This window comes from Staphylococcus sp. HMSC036D05, from assembly GCF_001836225.1.
Taxonomy (GTDB): Bacteria; Bacillota; Bacilli; order Staphylococcales; family Staphylococcaceae; genus Staphylococcus; species Staphylococcus caprae.
The window spans coordinates 583194-606872 of the sequence record NZ_KV827781.1 but is presented as its reverse complement, the minus strand read 5'-3'; the positions used below and the strand labels follow the sequence as shown (position 1 = coordinate 606872).

Sequence of the window (23679 nt, the reverse complement as noted above, 5' to 3'; positions counted from 1 at the left end):
TCAAAAAGGAGGGCAATAGTTATGGCATTTGAAGGATTATCCGAACGCTTGCAATCCACGATGCAAAAGATGCGTGGTAAAGGGAAAGTCACTGAAGCGGATATCAAAACAATGATGCGAGAAGTAAGACTTGCATTATTAGAAGCCGATGTTAACTTCAAAGTAGTTAAAGAATTTGTGAAAACAGTGTCAGATCGTGCATTAGGTTCTGATGTAATGCAATCTTTAACTCCTGGCCAACAAGTCATCAAAATTGTACAAGAAGAACTTACAAGTTTGATGGGTGGCGAAAATACATCAATCAAAATGGCTAATAAACCGCCAACTGTTGTAATGATGGTTGGTTTACAAGGTGCAGGTAAAACAACAACTGCAGGTAAATTAGCTTTATTAATGCGTAAAAAATATAATAAAAAGCCGATGTTAGTTGCAGGAGATATTTATCGTCCAGCAGCAATTGATCAGTTACAAACAGTTGGTAAACAAATAGACATACCTGTTTATAGTGAAGGTGACCAAGTACCACCTCAACAAATTGTTGAAAATGCATTAAAACATGCTAAAGAAGAACATTTAGATTTTGTTATTATCGATACTGCTGGTCGTCTACACATTGATGAAGCGTTGATGAACGAATTACAAGAGGTAAAAGAAATCTCTAAACCTGATGAAATCATGTTAGTTGTTGACGCGATGACTGGTCAAGATGCTGTGAACGTTGCGCAATCATTCGATGACCAATTAGATGTATCAGGCGTGACACTAACTAAACTCGATGGCGATACACGTGGTGGTGCAGCATTATCTATTCGTTCTGTAACTCAGAAACCGATTAAATTTGTTGGTATGAGTGAGAAATTGGATGGCCTTGAGTTATTCCATCCTGAACGTATGGCTTCTCGTATCCTTGGTATGGGTGACGTTTTAAGCTTAATTGAAAAAGCTCAACAAGACGTAGACCAAGAGAAAGCTAAAGATTTAGAGAAGAAAATGCGTGACTCTTCATTCACATTGGATGATTTCTTAGAGCAATTAGACCAAGTTAAAAATTTAGGTCCATTAGATGATATTATGAAAATGATTCCTGGAATGAACAAAATGAAAGGATTGGATAAGCTAAATATGAGTGATAAACAAATCGATCATATTAAAGCTATTATTCAATCAATGACACCGAAAGAACGTTCAAATCCTGAAACATTAAATGTTTCTCGTAAGAAACGTATTGCTAAAGGTTCAGGTCGTTCATTACAAGAAGTGAATCGTTTAATGAAACAATTTAATGATATGAAGAAAATGATGAAACAATTTACTGGTGGCGGTAAAGGTAAGAAAGCCAAACGCAACCAAATGCAAAACATGCTTAAAGGTATGAACTTACCATTTTAATATTATTTGATAAAGCATCGAACGGCTGTAGTGGTTGTTCGATGCTTTGTTTTGGTGTTGAATGCTTGAGCTAAAGCTCATGCGTAAGTCCCACTAACTTAATAAATTTTTAGAGGTTCGCCTGAGCTAGCGCTCATGCATAACCAAATGTAAGGTTTTGTAAAAACCTACATTTGGTAAAGAAAAAAGTCTTTACAAACATTTGTGTAACTGTTATTATTTATTCTTGTAGAAAATAAAATGATAAAACATAAAGGAGAGTAATTTAAATGGCAGTTAAAATTCGTTTAACACGTTTAGGTTCTAAAAGAAACCCATTCTATCGTATCGTAGTTGCAGATGCACGTTCACCACGTGATGGTCGTATCATCGAGCAATTAGGTACTTATAATCCAGCACACGTTAATGCACCAGAAGTTAAAATCGATGAAGAGTTAGCTTTAAAATGGTTACATGACGGTGCTAAACCAACTGATACAGTTCACAATATCTTATCAAGAGAAGGTATTTTGAAAAAATTCGATGAACAAAAAAATGCTAAATAATTAGCTTATGTTTGTGGACGCCAATGATGGCGTCCTTTTTTAATAAATCAACACTAACATGTTAGAATATATTTGATTCATTTTCGAAAAAAACAAGAGATACATCGACTAGGAGGGGCGTTAGATGGAAGTAGAAGTAGGTCAAATCGTAAATACACATGGTATTAAAGGCGAAGTTAAAGTAAAATCAAACTCAGATTTCACTGAAACACGATTTCAACCTGGCGAAAATTTAATTGTTAAACACAATAATAACGATATCCAATATACTATAGCTTCTTACCGTATACATAAGGGATTTCACATGTTGAAGTTTGAAGGAATTAATAATATTAACGACATTGAACATCTAAAAGGGGATTATTTGTATCAAGAACGTGACCATGAGGATATCGAATTAGATGAACATGAATATTACTATTCTGATATTATCGGTTGCACAGTTTTTGATGATAACAACACGCCAATTGGACGAGTAATTAATATTTTCGAAACAGGCGCAAATGATGTGTGGGTCGTTAAAGGTGATAAAGAATATCTCATTCCTTATATTGAAGATGTTGTAAAAGACATTGATGTGGAAGGGAAATCAATTAGAATTACGCCTATGGAAGGATTGCTAGATTAATGAAAATCGATTATTTAACGTTGTTTCCAGAGATGTTTGAGGGCGTTTTAAACCATTCAATTTTAAAGCGAGCTCAAGATAAAGAGATTATTGACGTAAATACTATTAATTTTCGAGATTATTCAGTTAACAAACATAATCAAGTTGATGACTATCCATTTGGTGGAGGTCAAGGAATGGTGTTAAAACCTGAACCAGTTTTTAATGCTATGGAAGATTTGAAAAGAGACAAAAATACACGTGTGATATTGATGTGTCCTCAAGGTCGGCCTTTCACTCAAGAGATCGCGCAGGAGTTGAGTGAAGCCCAACATATTGTATTTATTTGTGGTCATTATGAAGGGTACGATGAACGTATCAGAGAGCATCTTGTTACTGATGAAATTTCTATGGGAGATTATGTGCTTACAGGTGGAGAATTGCCTGCAATGACTATGACTGATGCGATTGTTCGTCTTATTCCAGGGGTTTTAGGTAATGAAGCTTCTCATCAAGATGATTCATTTTCAGATGGATTATTAGAATTTCCACAATATACAAGACCAAGAGAATATAAAGAAATGAAAGTGCCGGATGTCTTATTATCCGGAAATCATGCACATATTGAGCAGTGGCGACATAAACAGAAATTAATTCGTACTTATGAGAAACGTCCAGATTTATTAGAAAAATATGAGCTTACTGATAATGATAAAGAAATTTTAGAAACATATAAAAAGCAATTGAAAAACAATTAGCGTTATGCTAACATAATTTAAGTGTGAAAAAACACTAAAATCACTATGATCCGCTGCTATACATTTGTCTAGGCAAGAACATAGGTTGAAGGAGAGAATTTATAATGAGTAATCATAAGTTAATCGAAGCAGTAACTAAATCACAATTACGTACTGACTTACCTACTTTCCGTTCTGGTGACACTTTACGTGTACACGTTCGTATCGTAGAGGGTTCACGTGAACGTATCCAAGTCTTCGAAGGTGTTGTAATTAAACGCCGTGGTGGAGGAATTTCTGAAACTTTCACAGTTCGTAAAATTTCTTCAGGTGTAGGTGTGGAAAGAACATTCCCATTACACACTCCAAAAATCGAAAAAATCGAAGTTAAACGTCGCGGTAAAGTACGTCGTGCTAAATTATACTACTTACGTAGTTTACGTGGTAAAGCTGCTAGAATCCAAGAAATTCGTTAATCAGCAAACTCGACATTTTCAACACAAGTTATCTGTAACTTGTAATAAAGATAAAGCTTTCAAACATCTTAATCAAAGGTGTTTGAAAGCTTTTTTGTTTCGTTTGAATGTTAATTGCTGACAGAGTCGTATAGAAAACAACGTCGACTTTAAGAATGATACACATCCTAAAAGTTGGACTGAAAATCTAACATTAGGGGGACGTTTTTATAGGTAAATATTATAAATTTAAAATCAAGTTAAAAATAGTTCAAGACTATTTAGATGAATGGCTTAGAATGTCATATTTATACAAAATAAGAGGTTGGGACATAATTAATTGTCTCAGCCTTCTTTAACATATTGGCAGTAGATGTCTGAATTAAAAGTGCGCTTATATCAAGCTTCTTTCAATCCTAGCCATCCTTGCCGGGGAGGGACAACGAAAATAATTTTGCTAAATTATATTTCTGTCCCACTCCCCAAGATTTCAACTTATATTTAATTATTACAATTTAACATTCACTAAAAGGAAATCACTTTTCTCTTAAATACAGAATTAATATAATAAATCCTGCAACAATATAGTAAAATAACAAAAAATATATCGCGTGTATGGGATTGTTGTCTACAATCATTCCTTTATCCCAAATTACTTTAGATATTGTGTACAGACACACAAAAGCCAATGGAAATGCGAATAAAATATATTTTTTCAAAGAATCACTTCCTGTTTCATTTTACTATTGGTATATCTACTACATTCATCATACGTCCATGTCAATTGGCTTCGGTACTTAAGTCAACGCAGTGTTAATCATAATTATTAAATTTTATTTTTCCTTATTTTTCGGGCAAAAATGATACTTAATAGTATTCCAATTACGCTTAAGATAATTAATAAATAAAAATGTGGCGGTGTGTATGTCAATCTTATTGTTGATTGACCAGCTTTAGCTGGAATAGCAGTCATGATACCGTTCGCTTGTTTTACCGTTATAGATTGATTTTCTGCTTTCGCTTTCATACCTTTTGCGTAAGCAATCGGAAGAACGATATATCCACTATCGTTTTTATTTTTAGTCATCGTATAGCCATTTCTTTCTTTTTTCACCTTAACACGTTTTAAATCATGTGAGGCTTTTCTAAGCGTTTGATAATTTTCACCATAAATACCTTTAACTTTAAATCTGTAAATGCCTTTAGACATATGAATGTTAAGTTTGTCTGAAGCTTTAACCCGCATTGTTACAGGTGTGACGAAGCGTCGATATTTATATGAAAGTGCATTTCTATTTTGTGTATATTCATTTACACCGATACTATGTTCTTTATCAGGAGTGAGTAGTTCAACATCCATTTCGATATACATGTCTTTATATTTTTTAGTTAAGGATTGAGGTAATGTGAGTTGAACGCCACCATTATTTTTATCTACATTTAGTTGATTTTTCTTCTCCCATTTTGAATCTTTGAGTTGTAGTTGAGCATCATTTAATAGATTTTTGTTAGGACTAAACGTCGTATTTGCGCGCTTATTATTATTGAACACCACACCTTGAAGCATGGCTTGTTCTCTGTCTAATGGTGATTTTAAATCATTAGCATTATAAATTTTATTGGTTATGTGAGCGCTAGGATATTGAATTGTATTCTTTGAATGAATCCATTGATCTTTCCCATCTTTGATAAGCGCTTTCTTTTTAAAGCCAAAAGGCATATTTAAATCATTAGGATGTCTAAGTCTATCTTGTACGTCCCATAATGCCATTAAATTAGCTCGATTACCTAAATAACGATACGTACTGTTTTTATCAGCAGGCATATTGATTTGCATCGTGTTATCGTAATAATTTAAAATACTACCGTCAAATATGCTTGAATATAAAGATGTTCCGTTGTAGTGATAAATAAACGGGGAATTCAAAGCATAATATGAAAAGTAATCTAATCTTTTTAAAGGGTCATGACTACTTTTTGTCATTTGATTAATTTTACGATTCAATACTTTACTTCTATATGATGAATCACTAATTGTTTTAAACTCTGATTGATAAGGTTCAATAGTTATTTTTTTAGCATCATGTACCATGGTAATTTGTTGTGCTAAAAATAATAGCACTAATATTATTGAAATAGATTTTCTCCTTAATAAAGATTTTCGTTTAATTAATAATCCAAGAAGTATCATTATAATTAGTGCGATATACATCCAGTTGGCCGAACGCTCAGTAATAATTATGTAAATGCAACTATAAATAAACAATGGTAGGGCTATGATTAAATATTTTTTAATAGATAATTCACTTAAATGTTGTATGAAAAGTGCAATTAAAGCGCCAGATGATAATGCTAAAAAGTAAACCCATCGTCTTTGCGGTAATGAAAAGCCATTAAAAGCACTATCAAACCATTGTGATAAAGAGCCGATTAAAAGGATCCAAGTCGCTATTGCAAAGAGTTTATAGTAATAGTGTTGATATAACTTAAATGAGAATAAAGCTATTATAGTAATAATTGAAATGGTGATGTAGAAACCATCAGTAAATATATTGTAATTTTTTTCAAATAAATTGGTTAGAAAGGTAATACCAAATTTAGGATTCTGAGATCTATCATTATTTAAAAATGAAGAAACGCCAGTATATAAACCAAAAATACTTGTTAACACACTTAATACAGTAGCTACAACTAATATGTAAAATTTCTGCCAACGATTAACAATATCTTTTGGATGTACTGCAATAAGTCGATAAATGAAATAAAATCCTAATACGACCGCTTCGTAATAACTAAAATAGAAGTTGGTAAATAGAGTATATGCAATCGCAAAAATAAACCATCCTATTTTGCGTTCTTTAAAGAAACGTTCCATAGCCCAAATTGACATAGGTAACATAATCAGTAAGTTGCCGTAAAATGACCATGTAAAATTATAATAAGTCATAACTGTGGACATACCATATAGAATTGTAGCAATACACATTGATGTGGGTTTGAATTTTAAATAATTAAATAAATAAAAACTAAAAATAAGTGCTACAACTGTGCGTATGTATGCCATAACGAGTTGGTTAGAAGGCCAGAAACTAATGTCATGAGGATTAAGATGTAATGAATGTTCTAGCACCCAAATACATCCGAAATTAATCCACATGAGTGGCGACATGGAATAATAATATGCCAGTGATTTAACATAATCTCCACCTAAACCAAAAGATGCATCATAAAAGCCTTTAAGAGAAGTGAAATGTTCATAAAGGTACATTTGAAAGGGCATCATTTGTCTAAAACCATCACCATTACCACTAAATATGACACCCTTAGTTATATATTCATAAATAAATGGTAGGTACAGTATAAGAGAAAGTATACAACTGAGTATTAATATTGAACAAAATCGTTTTATTGGTGTTTCCCATAATTTTTTAATCACGGCGAATCCTCATCTTTCTTTTTGGTGAATTCGATTTTCTTACATATATCATACTAAAAATGATACTTATAAATGAAATGAATATCATTATTTTCAAAAACGGTGGCTCGTATTTAATGATAATTGTTTTATCATTTTTATTTACTGGGACACCAGTCATCATATAATTTACTTTTTTGACATCTACTTTATGACCATCGATATATGCACGCATACCATCTCGGTAAGGAATATTAATCGTAGCTAGCCCTTTAGGATGATTGCCGAGTTGGACTTTGATGCCATTTTTAATGTCCTTATAATTCATATCGAAATTTGCTTTATGATGGACGTGTTTAAGTGTTTCATAATTTTCACCAGTTAGATTTAACAGTTTAAAGTTAAATGATCCTTTAGGAGATAATTGAATATTAATATCGCCGTTTTTGTCAGGTTGCGTTCTATAAAGTTGAGTATCCACACCAATTCGATAAACGGAATCATTATAAAGACGATTATTCAAGTACTGATTAACATTTACTGTGAAATTACTATCTGGATTGCCTCTTTTAATATAAGCAGTTAAATAGAAATCTTTATATTGTTTACGAAGATTTTTAGGTAAATGAATATTGATTGAACCCATCTCACGATTTACTTTAATGGTGTTGCGACTCACTTTAGTTATATTTTTAGTTGTTATATGTGCATCATTTAGTAAATTTGGCGTGTGAGATTTAAAGTTTTCACCTTTTGAATCAACGACTGCACCTTTAAGCATCGCATGTTCACGATCAAGAGGTGTTTTAAGATTTTTACTATTATAAAGATGATTTGTCACTTTTACACTTGGTAAATTGAGTTGATTTTCATAAATATTGTACTGTCCACTCGTTTTAATCTTTTTGAAATAACTAGGCACGTTATTTTGGTAATTTTTTAACATAAGATATTTTATAGAGAATAAACTATCAATATTTTGTCTACCATTTGTTGATTGATAGCGACTTAACGATTCTTCAGCCAAGTTAATTTTTAGACTATCGTAGTAATAATCTAAAATATTATGGTGAAATATACTTGAGTAAAGGCTCAATCCTTTGAAATTTTGATACATAGGTGTATTATCTTGTTCGTTTACGCGCCAATCTATACGTTCATCTTCTTTTTTATTATCTTTCATTTCTTTTACTAAAGCCCTCTGTAATTCAGAACTATATAGACTAGAATTTGCATAAAATGTATTAGCGCGATTTTGATGGTCTTCAAAGTAAATTTGATTTTTAATGAAAACAAAGCTCACCATCATACTTAACGCGATAATAGAAATCATATAAATATATGTAAGTTGAATGCGTACCTTTCTTTCCTTTAAAAGTAAAATTAACAATCCAATCATTGAAACAATAGGAACAAGAATTAACCATGGTAAATATTTATGATAGCAGTAGGCGCTCACATATATGACAAACTGAGATATCAAACTTGTTAGAATATATGATTTAATACTGACAGTTCGAAAGTATTTAATAAATAATCCAACTAAGATGGACGATGAAAAAGCTAAAATAAAATGCCATCTTTTTTGTGGTGCTGAAAAACCATTAAACACTTGGTCAATAAAAGGTATAAATGTAAAAATGATAAGGATGACTGTTATAATTGCAAACAAACGATAATAGAAATGTCTATATAATCTAAATGTTAAAATCCCTTGAATTGTTATGAAAAGTATAACGATAAGATAATTATCGAAAAATATATTTGTGTTTATATTTAATTTTTCAAATAAAGGAACATGACCTGAAAAAGAGACGCGTCTATTATTCATAAAACTTTGAACGCCATGAAAGAATATAAACAAACTATTGCCTAAAGCGAGCAGTGCAGATATTAGTAACACCCGAAAAGTTTGTGTGCGCGTTGAAATATCATTAGGATGTCGAAAGATAATTCGAATAAACGAATAAACTGTGCCAATAATAAAAAAGTAATAAGCGAAATAGAAATTATTAACGAGAATGAGTGTAATTGTGACTATTAATAATCCTTGTTTACGTTGTTGTAATACACGTTCTATAGCGTATAAAAATAATGGTAGCCAAATAAATACATCACTAAAGAATGGCCAGTAGGCTGAGAATCTAAAGTAAAGCGGTGAAACGACAAATATAAACGCAATAAAGATACTTAAAACTTTATGTTTAGTGATATGTTTCCCATAAAGATAAGTACAATACATAGCGATTGCGCCTTTAATTACAGATATTATTAGTGCATTGTTCATCCAAAACATGATTTGGTGTGTATCAAGGGATATAAATAATTTTAAGAAGAGAATGACTAAAACATTAATAATAAATAAAATATTTGTTGAAAAATAATAGCTTAAGTCCGTAAAAAAGTCTCCACCTAAGCCAAAATTAGTAGAATAAAATATATTACCATGACTCCATTGATTAAACAGATACATTTGTATTGGTACCATTTGTTCCATGCCATCATTGGGTCCAGTAGATAATATTCCGTCATGATAAAAACGGAAAATAATGTAACTATGTCCAATAATAGATAAAATTATAAATAATATACTATAGCTTAAAATTCTCTTCATTATTTTCTCCTAAATACGATGTTTCCAATACACATTTATTCTTAATCTTCAATTAAATTGTAGGTTATTGTTTGAGTGAATGAAAGTGATTGTATCTTAGACTCTTCATTTTTAACATAACCTTAAATTTTGGTTGATTGATATTGCAATTTATTTTAAAAAGTGGGAAGAACGCATGTTACACTAAAAGTGGTTCGAGAGTTGAAATTAAAGTATAATTATTAAGTTGAAATGAATTACATATTTGAAGAAGAATTAGAAAGTAAGGTGACAAACATGGCAATTCAATGGTACCCAGGACACATGGCGAAAGCTAAAAGAGAGGTAAGTGAACAATTAAAAAAAGTGGATGTTGTATTTGAATTAGTAGATGCACGTATACCATATAGTTCACGAAATCCTATGATTGATGAAGTCATAAAACAAAAACCGAGAGTGGTAATTTTAAATAAAAAAGATATGACTAACTTGAAAGAATTAGAGAAATGGGAAAGTTATTTTAAAGATCAAGGGTTTTATCCTGTTGCTGTAGACGCTAAACACGGTAAAAATTTAAAAAATGTAGAAGCAGAAGCGATTAAAGCTACGAAAGAAAAATTTGATCGTGAAAAAGAAAAAGGACTTAAACCCCGTGCAATTCGTGCAATGATAGTAGGGATTCCAAACGTTGGTAAATCAACACTTATTAATAAATTGGCAAATCGTAGTATTGCACAAACAGGTAATAAGCCTGGTGTTACAAAGCAACAACAATGGATTAAAGTTGGTAAATCTCTCCAACTCTTAGACACTCCGGGTATATTATGGCCTAAATTTGAAGATGAAGAAGTTGGGAAGAAACTAAGTTTAACGGGTGCAATTAAAGATAGTATTGTTCATTTGGATGAAGTTGCGATTTACGGTCTAAATTTTATGATCGAGCATGATTTAGAGGGGTTAAAGCAACATTATAATATTGACGTTGATAAAGAAGCGGAAATATTAGAATGGTTCGATGCAATTGGACGTCGTAGAGGCCTTCTTCAAAAGGGGAATGAAGTAGACTATGAATCAGTTATAGAATTAATTATTAACGATACGAGAAATGCTAAAATAGGAACATATTGTTTCGATATTTTAAAAGAAATGAAGTGTGACGTTGACAATGACTCAAACAATTAAAGAAATAAAGGAACAGCTTGCTTTAGTTTATACTTTAGAAGAATTAGAAGCACATTCAGCACATCAAGATTCCCGAAAAGGTGTACAAAAAGCTTTAGATTCTCGCAAGAAGCAATTGATTAAACAACAAACACTTGAAGAAAATTACCAAAAAATGACTCAATATGAAAATAATATTTTAAATCATGATAGCAATGCGCTAATTTGTGGTATTGATGAAGTGGGGCGAGGACCTTTAGCTGGTCCCGTTGTTGCCTGCGCTGTAATTCTTAATAAAGACCATCATTATTTAGGCTTAAATGATTCGAAAAAGGTGCCAGCAAAACAGCGGGCAGCCTTGAACAATGACTTAAAAGCTGGCGTTTTAAGCTATGCATATGGAATTGCGAGTTCAGAAGAGATTGACGAATTAAATATTTATCGAGCGACGCAAGTAGCAATGCAACGTGCAATCGCTCAATTAGATGAACAACCTACGCATTTGCTTATTGATGCAATGAAACTTGATAATGATATTCCGCAAACGTCAATAATTAAAGGTGATGCTAAAAGTGTTTCAATTGCTGCAGCAAGTATTATGGCTAAAGAATATCGAGATGATTACATGAAAGCATTGGCTAACCATTTTCCGGATTATGGATTTGAGAAGAATGTAGGTTATGGTACAAAACAACATTTAGAAGCAATTGACACGTATGGTGTAATAAATGAACATCGTAAATCCTTTGAACCTATCAAATCTTTGTTTAAATAATTTGAATTTTGATTTAATTGCAAAAAATATGGTCTTTCAGTTTACAATAGCGCTTTCATTTTTTATAATTAAAAAGGAACTTAACCTAAGAAACAGGAGGATGGAAGATGAATATCCACGAGTATCAAGGTAAAGAAATATTTCGTTCTATGGGCGTAGCAGTTCCAGAAGGACGAGTAGCATTCACTGCTGAAGAAGCGGTGGAAAAAGCGAAAGAATTAGATTCAGATGTATATGTGGTTAAAGCACAAATACACGCTGGGGGTAGAGGTAAAGCAGGCGGTGTAAAAATTGCTAAATCACTATCTGAAGTTGAAACTTACGCTAACGAATTATTAGGGAAACAATTAGTTACTCACCAAACAGGACCTGAAGGTAAAGAAGTTAAACGCTTATATATCGAACAAGGTTGCGATATTCAAAAAGAATATTACGTTGGTTTTGTAATTGATCGTGCAACAGACAAAGTTACATTAATGGCATCTGAAGAAGGTGGAACTGAAATCGAAGAGGTTGCAGCTAACACACCTGAAAAAATCTTCAAAGAAACAATCGACCCAGTTGTAGGTTTATCACCTTATCAAGCACGTCGTATTGCTTTCAACATTAATATTCCTAAAGAATCTATTGGTAAAGCAACTAAATTCTTACTAGCACTATACAATGTGTTCATCGAAAAAGATTGCTCTATCGTAGAAATTAACCCACTAGTAACTACTGGTGACGGACAAGTATTAGCTCTAGACGCTAAATTAAACTTCGACGACAACGCTTTATTCAGACATAAAGATATCGTTGAATTACGTGATTTAGAAGAAGAAGATCCAAAAGAAATTGAAGCATCTAAATATGATTTATCATATATCGCTTTAGATGGCGACATTGGTTGTATGGTTAACGGTGCAGGTTTAGCTATGGCAACAATGGATACTATTAATCATTTTGGTGGAAATCCAGCTAACTTCTTAGACGTTGGTGGCGGTGCTACTAAAGAAAAAGTTACTGAAGCATTTAAAATCATCTTAGGTGATGACAATGTTAAAGGTATCTTTGTAAATATCTTTGGTGGAATCATGAAATGTGACGTTATCGCAGAAGGTATCGTAGCAGCAGTTAAAGAAGTAGAATTAACTTTACCTTTAGTAGTACGTTTAGAAGGAACAAATGTTGAACGTGGTAAAGAAATCTTAAACGATTCAGGTTTAGCAATCGAACCAGCAGCTACAATGGCTGAAGGCGCACAAAAAATTGTTAAACTTGTCAAAGAAGCGTAAGGAAAGGATGGGAGCACTAAGATGAGTGTATTTATTGATAAAAATACGAAAGTAATGGTACAAGGTATCACAGGGTCTACTGCCCTTTTCCATACAAAACAAATGCTTGATTATGGAACACAAATTGTCGCAGGGGTAACACCTGGTAAAGGTGGACAAGTTGTAGAAGGTGTTCCAGTATATAATACAGTTCAAGAAGCTAAAAATGAAACTGGCGCTAACGTATCTGTAGTATATGTTCCAGCACCATTCGCTGCTGACTCAATTTTAGAAGCGGCTGAAGCTGATTTAGATATGGTAATTTGTATTACTGAACATATTCCTGTTGTAGACATGGTTAAAGTTAAACGTTACTTACAAGGTCGTAAAACACGTCTAGTAGGACCAAACTGCCCAGGTGTTATCACAGCAGATGAATGTAAAATCGGTATCATGCCTGGTTACATCCACAAAAAAGGTCACGTAGGCGTTGTATCTCGTTCAGGTACATTAACTTATGAAGCAGTACATCAATTAACTGAAGAAGGTATCGGTCAAACAACAGCTGTTGGTATCGGTGGTGACCCAGTTAACGGTACTAACTTTATCGACGTATTAAAAGAATTTAATGAAGATCCTGAAACTAAAGCAGTAGTTATGATTGGTGAAATCGGCGGTACTGCTGAAGAAGAAGCTGCACAATGGATTAAAGAAAACATGAATAAACCAGTTGTAGGCTTCATCGGTGGTCAAACAGCACCTCCAGGTAAACGTATGGGTCATGCTGGTGCGATTATTTCTGGCGGTAAAGGTACTGCAGATGAAAAAATTAAAACACTTAATGATTGTGGTGTAGAAACTGCAGATACTCCATCAGAAATTGGTACAACATTAATTGAAGCAGCTAAAAAAGCTGGAATCTATGATGAATTATTAACAGTTGATAAATAACTAAAAAGTTATGATTGATAGCTCGAACTCTTATTAGGGTTCGGGCTTTTTAAGTTATATGGGCATATCTTAAAAGTTATAAGAACTATATATAATAGTAGAAACTCGTCTTATCATCTAAAATTTAAGTCATTTGATTAGAAATTAACATATTTGAAAATTACTCCTTACAATTCCATTAAATAATAAGAGCTAAATGTATTTAAACAGTAACAACATATTCTTGAATCATCAGCTATAATACTCTTAAAGGAGTAATGCCATTGATTCAACACACTTTATTAAAACTTTATTGGGCTAATTTCACTACAATGCAAGTACATCAAATCATTGATTTTTATCCTAACTTTTCCTTGGAAAATGAACAAACAAGAATGGATATTATAAAAGATTGGGTATTAAAACAAAATTCCCACGCATTGCAAAGAAAACTTGATCAATTTAAAATGCTAAAAACTGAGTATTTATACAACTATATGAAACGTATAAAACTAAAATATGTGACTTACTATGACAAAGATTATCCTTTACTTCTCAAAGAAATCTATCATTTTCCATACGTAATTTTTTATAAAGGAACCAAACAATTGTTTAATCAACCTCATACATTAGCTGTAATCGGCTCTCGTAAATCTACTTCATATACGACACAAGCTTTAGAGTATCTTTTTCCTTCATTTCAACAAATTCAAATGACTATAATTTCTGGTTTAGCATACGGCGCAGATAGTGTAGCGCATCAAGTCGCTCTCAAATACCATTTACCCACCATAGGAGTTCTGGGATTCGGTCATGATTATCACTATCCTCAATCCACATATCAATTAAGAGATAAGATTGAAAAAAGTGGATTAGTATTAAGTGAATATCCTCCTCATTCAGCAATCAGTAAGTATAAATTTCCAGAAAGAAATAGATTGATAAGTGGGCTTTCACGTGGCTTACTTATTACGGAAGCTGAAGAAAAAAGTGGCAGTCAAATTACTGTTGATTGTGCTTTAGAACAAAATCGAAATGTGTATGTGTTACCTGGATCCATGTTTAATCAAATGACAAAGGGAAATTTACTTAGATTAGAAGAAGGTGCTCAAGTCGTATTAGATGAAAGCAGCATTTTAACAGACTATACATTCTAAACAGACATTGAGTTACTTGCGATTAATCAGTGTAGACATGTATTAAATTAGTTAAAGATTTATGTGACAAAATTAATAATATTTCAAACAAAATTGGAAATTAAAAATTAAAACGTTGACAAACACAAAATTAAGCGTTTATCATTTATCTTTAGTAATTCAATTTGCAAGGGGGAAATCACTTTGGCAGATAATTTAGTCATAGTTGAATCGCCTGCAAAAGCTAAAACCATTGAAAAATATTTAGGAAAAAGATATAAAGTTATTGCTTCAATGGGACACGTTCGTGACTTACCTAGAAGTCAAATGGGTGTGGACACTGAAGATAACTATGAACCAAAATATATTACAATTCGCGGTAAAGGGCCGGTCGTCAAAGATTTAAAGAAACATGCGAAGAAGGCAAAAAAAGTTTTTCTTGCAAGTGACCCTGACCGTGAAGGTGAAGCGATTGCCTGGCATTTATCAAAAATCTTAGAATTAGAAGATTCAAAAGAAAACAGAGTCGTATTTAATGAAATTACTAAAGATGCGGTTAAAGATAGTTTTAAACATCCAAGAGAAATTGAAATGGAACTCGTGGATGCTCAACAAGCCCGTCGTATTTTAGATAGATTAGTAGGCTATAATATTTCTCCTGTTCTATGGAAGAAAGTGAAGAAGGGATTATCTGCAGGACGTGTCCAATCAGTAGCACTTCGTTTGGTTATCGATCGAGAAAATGAAATTAGAAATTTCAAACCTGAAGAATATTGGACAATTGAAGGCGAATTCAGATATAAAAAATCTAAATTTAATGCCAAATTCCTTCATTATAAAAATAAGCCATATAAATTAAATAAAAAAGAAGATGTTGAAAAGATTACTGCAGCACTGGATGGAGATCAATTTGAAATTACGAATGTAAATAAGAAAGAAAAAACACGTAATCCAGCAAATCCATTCACCACATCAACGCTTCAACAAGAAGCTGCACGTAAATTAAACTTTAAAGCACGTAAAACAATGATGTTGGCACAACAATTATATGAAGGTATTGATTTAAAACGTCAGGGTACTATTGGTTTAATCACTTATATGCGTACGGATTCTACTCGTATATCTGACTCAGCAAAAGCTGAGGCGAAGAATTATATTACTGATAAATACGGTAAAGAGTATATTTCAAAACGTAAGGCAACTGGTAAACAAGGTGATCAAGATGCTCACGAAGCAATTAGACCTACAAGTGCTTTAAGAACACCAGATGATATGAAACCATATTTAACTAGAGATCAACATCGTTTGTATAAATTGATATGGGAACGATTTGTAGCAAGTCAAATGGCTCCAGCTATACTAGATACTATCGCGTTAGACGTCACTCAGAATGACATTAAATTCAGAGCTAATGGACAAACTATTAAATTTAAAGGTTTCATGACATTGTACGTGGAAGCTAAAGATGACAAAGATAATGAGAAAGAGAACAAACTTCCGAAACTTGAGGAAGGAGATAAAGTTACAGCTACTCAAATCGAACCTGCTCAACACTTTACTCAACCACCTCCTCGTTATACTGAAGCACGTTTAGTTAAAACTTTAGAAGAGTTGAAAATTGGTAGACCTTCTACTTATGCACCAACAATAGATACCATTCAAAAACGAAATTACGTTAAATTAGAAAGTAAACGTTTTGTTCCTACCGAGTTGGGAGAAATCGTTTATGAGCAAGTGAAAGAATACTTCCCAGAAATTATTGATGTAGAGTTTACAGTTAATATGGAAACATTACTAGATAAAATTGCGGAAGGCGACATGAATTGGCGTAAGGTTGTTGGTGATTTCTACAATAGTTTCAAACAAGATGTTGAGCGCGCTGAAGAAGAAATGGAGAAAATAGAAATTAAAGATGAGCCTGCTGGAGAAGATTGTGAAGTATGTGGTGCTCCGATGGTAATCAAAATGGGACGCTATGGTAAATTTATGGCTTGTTCGAATTTCCCTGATTGCCGAAATACAAAGGCTATTGTTAAATCTATAGGCGTGAAATGTCCAAAATGTAATGAAGGAGACGTTGTAGAACGTAAATCCAAAAAGAACAGAGTCTTTTATGGTTGTTCCAGATATCCTGATTGTGACTTTATTTCTTGGGACAAACCAGTTGGCAGAGATTGTCCAAAATGTAACCATTACTTAGTTGATAAGAAAAAAGGTAGAAGTAGTCAAGTTGTATGTTCAAATTGTGACTATCAAGAAGAAGTTCAAAAATAGATAAATTAAAAATTAGGAGGAAAATGATGACTCAAACGGTTAATGTCGTTGGGGCTGGTTTAGCTGGTTCGGAAGCTGCGTATCAATTAGCGCAACGTGGAATAAAAGTTAACTTAATTGAAATGCGACCAGTTAAACAAACACCTGCACACCATACTGATAAATTTGCTGAGCTTGTATGTTCAAACTCATTGAGAGGGAATTCTCTTACAAATGCGGTTGGTGTACTTAAAGAAGAAATGAGACGTCTAGACTCTCTAATTATACAAGCTGCAGACAAGGCGCGTGTTCCTGCTGGAGGAGCTTTAGCAGTAGATAGACATGATTTTGCTGGTTATATAACTGATACACTCAGAAATCATCCGAATGTTACTGTTTTAAATGAAGAGGTTAATAGTATACCTGAAGGTTATACGATTATTGCTACGGGTCCACTCACTACAGAACATTTAGCGCAAGAAATTGTTGATATTACTGGTAAAGATCAACTTTATTTTTATGATGCTGCTGCTCCAATTGTTGAAAAAGAAACAATTGATATGAATAAAGTGTATCTTAAATCTCGTTATGACAAAGGTGAAGCGGCATATTTAAACTGTCCTATGACTGAAGAAGAATTTAATAGATTTTATGATGCTGTTTTAGAAGCAGAAGTAGCACCAGTCAATAAGTTTGAAAAAGAAAAATATTTTGAAGGATGTATGCCATTTGAAGTTATGGCAGAAAGAGGACGTAAAACGTTGTTATTTGGTCCAATGAAACCGGTTGGATTAGAAGACCCTAAAACAGGTAAACGTCCTTATGCAGTTGTACAATTAAGACAAGATGATGCAGCTGGCACACTTTATAATATTGTTGGCTTTCAAACACATTTAAAATGGGGAGCTCAAAAAGAAGTTATTCGCCTTATCCCGGGATTAGAGAATGTGGATATAGTTAGATATGGTGTAATGCATCGTAATACATTTATTAACTCACCGGATGTATTAAATGAAAAATACGAACTTGAAGGGCATGAAAACTTGTACTTTGCAGGTCAAATGACTGGTGTAGAAGGTTATGTAGAGAGTGCCGCAAGCGGTTTAGTTGCTGGGATTAACCTTGCTCACAAACTTGCAGGTAAAGGTGAAGTCATTTTCCCAAGAGAAACAATGATAGGTAGTATGGCTTATTATATTTCTCATGCTAAGAACGAGAAAAACTTCCAACCAATGAATGCAAACTTCGGTTTATTACCATCATTAGAAAAACGTATTAAAGACAAAAAGGAAAGATATGAGGCTCAAGCGAACAGAGCTTTAGAATATCTCGACAACTATAAGCAAACACTTTAAAAGTAGAATAGACAGACTGGGTAGTAGATTAAATTTGCTACCTAGTTTTTTTGTTGTTTTGTCGAAAAAGCATAGGTTTTTATCAAAAAAATAAATAATGCTATTTTACTGTATATTTGAAAGATTTATAAAATTTTTGACATTAATTCTCTAAAGATTTTGAATTGGTTATCAAATTACTGTATGCCCTATCATTCATATGCTACAATGCAATATGATGGAGGGGAATTATATTGAATGAAATCCAAAAAACATTTTTATATATGTTAAAGGTAGAAAGAAATTTTTCTGAATATACTTTGAAATCATATCATGATGATTTAGTTCAGTTTAATGAATTTTTAAATAGTGAACATTTAGAGTTAACTACTTTTGAATATAAAGATGCTAGAAATTATTTGTCTTATTTATATTCAAATAATTTAAAAAGGACTACTGTTTCAAGAAAAATTTCAACATTACGTACTTTCTATGAATATTGGATGACTCAAGATGAATCTGTAGTAAACCCCTTTGTTCAACTTGTACACCCTAAGAAAGAACAGTATCTTCCTCAATTCTTTTACGAAGAGGAAATGGAAGCACTATTTCGAACTGTAGAGCAAGATCGTACTAAGGGCATGCGAGACAGGGTTATTATCGAGTTGTTATATGCAACAGGAATACGTGTGTCTGAATTAGTTAATATAAAAATTAAAGATATAGATATGAATTTGCCTGGTGTAAAGGTATTAGGTAAAGGCAATAAAGAACGTTTTATCCCATTTGGCGAATTTTGTAAGCAAAGTATTGAAAGATACTTAGATGAATTTCAGCCACGAAAAGCGGTAGATCATGAATATTTAATTGTTAATATGAAAGGCGAACCGATAACTGAACGCGGTGTGAGATACGTACTCAACGATGTTGTCAAACGTACAGCAGGAGTGACTGATATTCATCCACATAAGCTTAGACATACATTCGCGACGCATTTGTTAAATCAAGGTGCTGATTTAAGAACAGTACAATCCCTCTTAGGACACGTAAATTTATCAACAACTGGACGTTATACCCATGTTTCAAACCAACAACTTCGTAAGGTATATTTAAACGCACATCCTCGAGCAAAAAAAGGAGAGTAATTTATGAGTAATTCTTTACATGCAACAACAATATATGCTGTCCGTCATAATGGTGAAGCGGCTATGGCAGGTGATGGTCAAGTCACATTAGGTCAGCAAGTTATTATGAAACAAACTGCTAGAAAGGTGAGACGCCTCTATGAAGGTAAAGTGTTAGCTGGCTTTGCTGGAAGCGTTGCTGATGCATTTACGTTATTCGAAAAGTTTGAAACAAAACTTCAACAATTTAGCGGTAATCTTGAAAGAGCAGCAGTTGAATTAGCACAAGAATGGCGTGGAGATAAACAATTACGTCAATTAGAAGCGATGCTTATCGTAATGAATAAAGACGCTATTCTCGTTGTAAGTGGTACAGGCGAAGTGATTGCACCAGATGATGACTTAATCGCAATCGGTTCAGGAGGTAATTATGCGTTGAGTGCAGGCCGTGCACTTAAACGTCATGCGTCACAACTTTCTGCTAAGGAAATGGCTTATGAAAGTTTAAAAGTCGCAGCCGACATTTGTGTGTTTACGAATGATAACATTATTGTTGAAACGTTGTAGTATCGGTTAATGTTGTAGTTTAATTTTAAGAAATAATGGAAATGAATGACTGATACAAAGTAGCAAGATGGAGGAATGTAAAACATGGATACTAATGGAATTAAATTAACTCCAAAAGATATCGTATCTAAATTAAATGAATATATAGTAGGACAAGATGATGCTAAAAGAAAAGTAGCAATTGCGTTAAGAAATCGTTATAGAAGAAGTTTATTAGACGAAGAAGCTAAACAAGAAATTGCTCCTAAAAATATTCTGATGATAGGGCCAACAGGTGTAGGTAAAACCGAAATTGCTCGTCGTATGGCGAAAATTGTTGGTGCACCATTCATCAAAGTTGAAGCCACTAAATTTACTGAAGTAGGCTATGTAGGTCGAGATGTTGAAAGTATGGTCAGAGATTTAGTAGACGTAGCCGTGCGCTTGGTTAAAGAGGAGAAGAAAGCTTTAGTTAAAGACGAAGCTATTTCAAAAGCTAACGACAAACTTGTTAAATTGTTAGTCCCAAGCATGAAGAAAAAAGCTTCTCAAGGTAATAACCCTCTAGAGAATCTTTTTGGAGGTGCGATTCCAAACTTCGGACAAAATAATGAAGAAGAGGAAGAACCACCTACTGAAGAGATTAAAACTAAACGTTCTGAAATTAAAAAGCAATTAGATGAAGGTAAACTTGAAAAAGAAAAAGTAAGAATTAAAGTAGAACAAGATCCAGCAGCTATGGGCATGTTAGGCACGAATCAAAATCAACAAATGCAAGATATGATGAACCAATTGATGCCTAAGAAAAAGGTAGAACGTGAAGTTTCAGTTGAAACTGCTAGAAAAATACTTGCTGATGACTATGCTGACGAACTTATTGATCAAGAAACTGCAAATCAAGAGGCACTAGAGCTCGCAGAACAAATGGGTATCATTTTTATTGATGAAATCGATAAAGTTGCGACAAATAATCAAAATAGTGGTCAAGATGTTTCTAGACAAGGGGTTCAACGAGATATTTTACCAATTCTTGAAGGTAGCATGATACAAACGAAGTATGGTACTGTAAATACTGAACACATGCTATTTATTGGCGCTGGTGCATTCCACGTATCAAAACCTAGTGATTTGATTCCAGAATTGCAAGGTCGTTTCCCAATTAGAGTGGAACTGGAAAGCCTTTCAGTTGATGACTTTGTTCGAATTCTAACTGAACCTAAATTGTCTTTAATCAAGCAGTATGAAGCATTGCTTCAAACAGAAGAAGTGACAGTCAACTTCTCTGAAGAAGCTGTTAAACGCTTAGCTGAAATTGCGTACCAAGTCAATCAAGATACTGACAACATCGGTGCGCGTAGATTACACACAATTTTAGAGAAAATGCTTGAAGATTTATCATTTGAAGCACCAAACATGCCACATGCTGTTGTAGACATAACACCACAATATGTTGACGATAAACTAAAAACAATCTCAACGAATAAGGATTTAAGTGCATTTATTTTATAATATAAATAGAAGGAGAAAAATTATGAGCTTATTATCTAAAACTAGAGAATTAAACACGTTATTACAAAAACATAAAGGCATTGCAGTAGATTTCAAGGATGTTGCCCAAACTATTAGTAGTGTTACCGTAACAAATGTATTTATCGTTTCGAGAAGAGGTAAAATTTTAGGGTCGAGTCTTAACGAATTATTAAAGAGTGACCGAATCATAAATATGTTAGAAGAAAGACATATTCCAACTGAATATACTGAACAACTTATGGACGTAAAACAAACGCAATCTAACATTGATATTGATAATGTGTTAACTGTTTTCCCTCCTGAGAATAGAGACGTATTTGAAAATAGTAGAACAACAATCTTCCCAATTTTAGGTGGAGGAGAAAGACTTGGAACATTAGTTTTAGGTCGCGTTCAAGACGATTTTAATGAGAACGACCTAGTTTTAGGTGAATACGCTGCAACTGTAATAGGTATGGAAATCTTACGTGAGAAACATAATGAAGTTGAAAAAGAAGCTCGTGATAAAGCTGCAATCACAATGGCGATTAATTCGCTTTCTTATTCTGAGAAAGAAGCAATCGAACATATCTTTGAAGAATTAGGTGGAAATGAAGGATTGCTTATTGCATCTAAAGTAGCTGATCGTGTTGGAATCACTAGATCTGTTATTGTCAATGCATTACGTAAATTAGAAAGTGCCGGCGTCATCGAATCACGCTCACTAGGTATGAAAGGTACTTTCATTAAAGTTAAAAAAGAAAAATTCCTTGATGAATTAGAAAGAACAAAATAAGCGAATTAGATATGAGAAGTTTAAAAGAGTGTCAGCAATTGAAAAGCGATACTCTTTTAATTTGTTCATAAATTCATTGTGATGATCTTGTTAGAAAGTCATTGCGTTTCAAGGTGAGTTATGATATATTAAATGACGGCTATAAAGCCAATACACACATAATTAATTAAAATATAGAGGGTGCAAATCAATCTATTTGTCTTTATATGAGTTAGTTATGGAGGTAAATAACCAATAGGAGGAATTTTAAAATGGCAGTAATTTCAATGAAACAATTACTAGAAGCCGGTGTTCACTTCGGTCACCAAACACGCCGTTGGAACCCAAAAATGAAAAAATATATCTTCACTGAAAGAAATGGTATCTATATCATTGATTTACAAAAAACAGTGAAAAAAGTTGAAGAAGCTTATAACTTCATCAAACAAGTATCTGAAGATGGCGGTAAAGTCTTATTCGTAGGTACTAAAAAACAAGCACAAGAATCAGTTAAAGCTGAAGCAGAACGTGCTGGTCAATTCTACGTTAACCAAAGATGGTTAGGTGGAATCTTAACTAACTACAAAACAATCTCTAAACGAATTAAACGTATTTCTGAAATCGAGAAAATGGAAGAAGACGGTTTATTCGAAGTATTACCTAAAAAAGAAGTTGTTGAACTTAAAAAAGAATATGACCGTTTAATTAAATTCTTAGGCGGTATTCGTGATATGAAATCAATGCCTCAAGCATTATTCGTTGTTGACCCTCGTAAAGAGCGCAACGCTATTGCTGAAGCACGTAAATTAAATATTCCTATCGTAGGTATTGTTGACACTAACTGTGATCCAGATGAAATCGATTACGTTATCCCAGCAAACGATGATGCTATCCGTGCCGTTAAATTATTAACTGGTAAAATGGCAGATGCTATCTTAGAAGGTCAACAAGGTGTATCTAATGAAGAAGTAGCTGCAGAACAAAACATCAATTTAGATGAAAAAGAAGAATCTGAACAAGCAGAAACAACTGAAGACAACACTTCTGTTGAGTCAAACTAAGATATAGTTTAAATGGGTGATAAGATACTAATGCTTATCACCTTTTTTTAAAAGTAAAATAAATAATTATAGAGTATTGGA

General features: G+C 33.1%; 19 protein-coding genes. 17 read left to right on the top strand and 2 right to left on the bottom strand.

What is annotated here, in order from left to right:
- Window positions 1-21 precede the first annotated feature (21 nt).
- The 5 genes from ffh to rplS all read left to right on the top strand — a co-directional run bounded on the left by ffh (window position 22) and on the right by rplS (window position 3754).
- Complete coding sequence (gene ffh / locus HMPREF2580_RS07455; protein ID WP_002442522.1) at window positions 22-1389, top strand: signal recognition particle protein; 1368 nt, start codon at window positions 22-24, stop codon at window positions 1387-1389.
- 269 nt (window positions 1390-1658) lie between these two features.
- Entirely contained in the window at window positions 1659-1934 is a 276-nt protein-coding gene (gene rpsP / locus HMPREF2580_RS07450; protein ID WP_002439483.1) for a 30S ribosomal protein S16, read from the top strand.
- A 124-nt stretch (window positions 1935-2058) separates the two neighbouring features.
- On the top strand, window positions 2059-2562 hold the full coding sequence (gene rimM, locus HMPREF2580_RS07445; RefSeq protein ID WP_070831641.1) for a ribosome maturation factor RimM: 504 nt from the start codon (window positions 2059-2061) through the stop codon (window positions 2560-2562).
- Window positions 2562-3299, top strand: coding sequence for a tRNA (guanosine(37)-N1)-methyltransferase TrmD (trmD, locus tag HMPREF2580_RS07440; protein WP_070831638.1), 738 nt, complete (start codon window positions 2562-2564; stop codon window positions 3297-3299). Before rimM ends, trmD begins: the two co-directional genes overlap by 1 nt.
- A 104-nt stretch (window positions 3300-3403) precedes the next feature.
- Window positions 3404-3754, top strand: coding sequence for a 50S ribosomal protein L19 (gene rplS, locus HMPREF2580_RS07435; RefSeq protein WP_002436293.1), 351 nt, complete (start codon window positions 3404-3406; stop codon window positions 3752-3754).
- A gap of 805 nt (window positions 3755-4559) precedes the next feature.
- Here the strand turns inward: rplS and HMPREF2580_RS07430 are convergent.
- Window positions 4560-7169 carry a YfhO family protein gene (locus HMPREF2580_RS07430; protein WP_070831635.1) on the bottom strand — a complete coding sequence of 870 codons (2610 nt, stop codon included), beginning with the start codon at window positions 7167-7169 and terminating at the stop codon, window positions 4560-4562.
- The gene (locus tag HMPREF2580_RS07425) at window positions 7162-9762 is read right to left on the bottom strand and encodes a YfhO family protein (protein WP_070831632.1); all 2601 of its coding nucleotides are present in this window, start codon (window positions 9760-9762) and stop codon (window positions 7162-7164) included. The genes HMPREF2580_RS07430 and HMPREF2580_RS07425 overlap by 8 nt, the downstream gene beginning before the upstream one ends.
- 276 nt (window positions 9763-10038) lie before the next feature.
- Between HMPREF2580_RS07425 and ylqF the strand changes: the two genes are divergently transcribed.
- From ylqF to rpsB, 12 genes are all read left to right on the top strand, one after another.
- The gene (gene ylqF, locus HMPREF2580_RS07420; RefSeq protein WP_070831629.1) at window positions 10039-10923 is read left to right on the top strand and encodes a ribosome biogenesis GTPase YlqF; all 885 of its coding nucleotides are present in this window, start codon (window positions 10039-10041) and stop codon (window positions 10921-10923) included.
- Entirely contained in the window at window positions 10907-11677 is a 771-nt protein-coding gene (locus HMPREF2580_RS07415) for a ribonuclease HII (protein ID WP_070831626.1), read from the top strand. The genes ylqF and HMPREF2580_RS07415 overlap by 17 nt, the downstream gene beginning before the upstream one ends.
- 107 nt (window positions 11678-11784) lie before the next feature.
- Window positions 11785-12951 (top strand): ADP-forming succinate--CoA ligase subunit beta, encoded by a 1167-nt coding sequence (gene sucC, locus HMPREF2580_RS07410; protein ID WP_002442536.1) that lies wholly within the window; start codon window positions 11785-11787, stop codon window positions 12949-12951.
- 21 nt (window positions 12952-12972) lie between these two features.
- Window positions 12973-13881, top strand: coding sequence for a succinate--CoA ligase subunit alpha (gene sucD / locus HMPREF2580_RS07405; protein WP_002442537.1), 909 nt, complete (start codon window positions 12973-12975; stop codon window positions 13879-13881).
- Between the two features lie 263 nt (window positions 13882-14144).
- Window positions 14145-15017: a DNA-processing protein DprA gene (dprA, locus tag HMPREF2580_RS07400; RefSeq protein WP_070831623.1), complete on the top strand. Its 873-nt coding sequence runs from the start codon at window positions 14145-14147 to the stop codon at window positions 15015-15017.
- A 177-nt stretch (window positions 15018-15194) separates the two neighbouring features.
- On the top strand, window positions 15195-17270 hold the full coding sequence (gene topA / locus HMPREF2580_RS07395) for a type I DNA topoisomerase (protein WP_167495587.1): 2076 nt from the start codon (window positions 15195-15197) through the stop codon (window positions 17268-17270).
- Between the two features lie 26 nt (window positions 17271-17296).
- Entirely contained in the window at window positions 17297-18604 is a 1308-nt protein-coding gene (trmFO, locus tag HMPREF2580_RS07390; RefSeq protein ID WP_070831621.1) for an FADH(2)-oxidizing methylenetetrahydrofolate--tRNA-(uracil(54)-C(5))-methyltransferase TrmFO, read from the top strand.
- Window positions 18605-18837: 233 nt separating this feature from the next.
- Window positions 18838-19728 (top strand): tyrosine recombinase XerC, encoded by an 891-nt coding sequence (xerC, locus tag HMPREF2580_RS07385; RefSeq protein WP_037541405.1) that lies wholly within the window; start codon window positions 18838-18840, stop codon window positions 19726-19728.
- Between the two features lie 3 nt (window positions 19729-19731).
- Entirely contained in the window at window positions 19732-20274 is a 543-nt protein-coding gene (gene hslV, locus HMPREF2580_RS07380; RefSeq protein WP_002442548.1) for an ATP-dependent protease subunit HslV, read from the top strand.
- 84 nt (window positions 20275-20358) lie between these two features.
- Complete coding sequence (gene hslU / locus HMPREF2580_RS07375; protein WP_002442550.1) at window positions 20359-21762, top strand: ATP-dependent protease ATPase subunit HslU; 1404 nt, start codon at window positions 20359-20361, stop codon at window positions 21760-21762.
- Window positions 21763-21784: 22 nt separating this feature from the next.
- Complete coding sequence (codY, locus tag HMPREF2580_RS07370; RefSeq protein WP_037541406.1) at window positions 21785-22558, top strand: GTP-sensing pleiotropic transcriptional regulator CodY; 774 nt, start codon at window positions 21785-21787, stop codon at window positions 22556-22558.
- Between the two features lie 251 nt (window positions 22559-22809).
- On the top strand, window positions 22810-23598 hold the full coding sequence (gene rpsB, locus HMPREF2580_RS07365; protein ID WP_002442555.1) for a 30S ribosomal protein S2: 789 nt from the start codon (window positions 22810-22812) through the stop codon (window positions 23596-23598).
- Window positions 23599-23679: the final 81 nt, after the last annotated feature.

Bases quoted from the DNA above. Each gene is read 5' to 3' on its own strand.
- ffh (WP_002442522.1), top strand. From the start codon at position 22: ATGGCATTTGAAGGATTATCCGAACGCTTGCAATCCACGATGCAAAAG.
- rplS (WP_002436293.1), top strand. From the start codon at position 3,404: ATGAGTAATCATAAGTTAATCGAAGCAGTAACTAAATCACAATTACGT.
- HMPREF2580_RS07415 (WP_070831626.1), top strand. From the start codon at position 10,907: ATGACTCAAACAATTAAAGAAATAAAGGAACAGCTTGCTTTAGTTTAT.
- rimM (WP_070831641.1), top strand. From the start codon at position 2,059: ATGGAAGTAGAAGTAGGTCAAATCGTAAATACACATGGTATTAAAGGC.
- HMPREF2580_RS07425 (WP_070831632.1), bottom strand. From the start codon at position 9,762: ATGAAGAGAATTTTAAGCTATAGTATATTATTTATAATTTTATCTATT.
- ylqF (WP_070831629.1), top strand. From the start codon at position 10,039: ATGGCAATTCAATGGTACCCAGGACACATGGCGAAAGCTAAAAGAGAG.
- sucD (WP_002442537.1), top strand. From the start codon at position 12,973: ATGAGTGTATTTATTGATAAAAATACGAAAGTAATGGTACAAGGTATC.
- rpsP (WP_002439483.1), top strand. From the start codon at position 1,659: ATGGCAGTTAAAATTCGTTTAACACGTTTAGGTTCTAAAAGAAACCCA.
- codY (WP_037541406.1), top strand. From the start codon at position 21,785: ATGAGCTTATTATCTAAAACTAGAGAATTAAACACGTTATTACAAAAA.
- trmD (WP_070831638.1), top strand. From the start codon at position 2,562: ATGAAAATCGATTATTTAACGTTGTTTCCAGAGATGTTTGAGGGCGTT.
- sucC (WP_002442536.1), top strand. From the start codon at position 11,785: ATGAATATCCACGAGTATCAAGGTAAAGAAATATTTCGTTCTATGGGC.
- rpsB (WP_002442555.1), top strand. From the start codon at position 22,810: ATGGCAGTAATTTCAATGAAACAATTACTAGAAGCCGGTGTTCACTTC.
- hslU (WP_002442550.1), top strand. From the start codon at position 20,359: ATGGATACTAATGGAATTAAATTAACTCCAAAAGATATCGTATCTAAA.
- hslV (WP_002442548.1), top strand. From the start codon at position 19,732: ATGAGTAATTCTTTACATGCAACAACAATATATGCTGTCCGTCATAAT.
- trmFO (WP_070831621.1), top strand. From the start codon at position 17,297: ATGACTCAAACGGTTAATGTCGTTGGGGCTGGTTTAGCTGGTTCGGAA.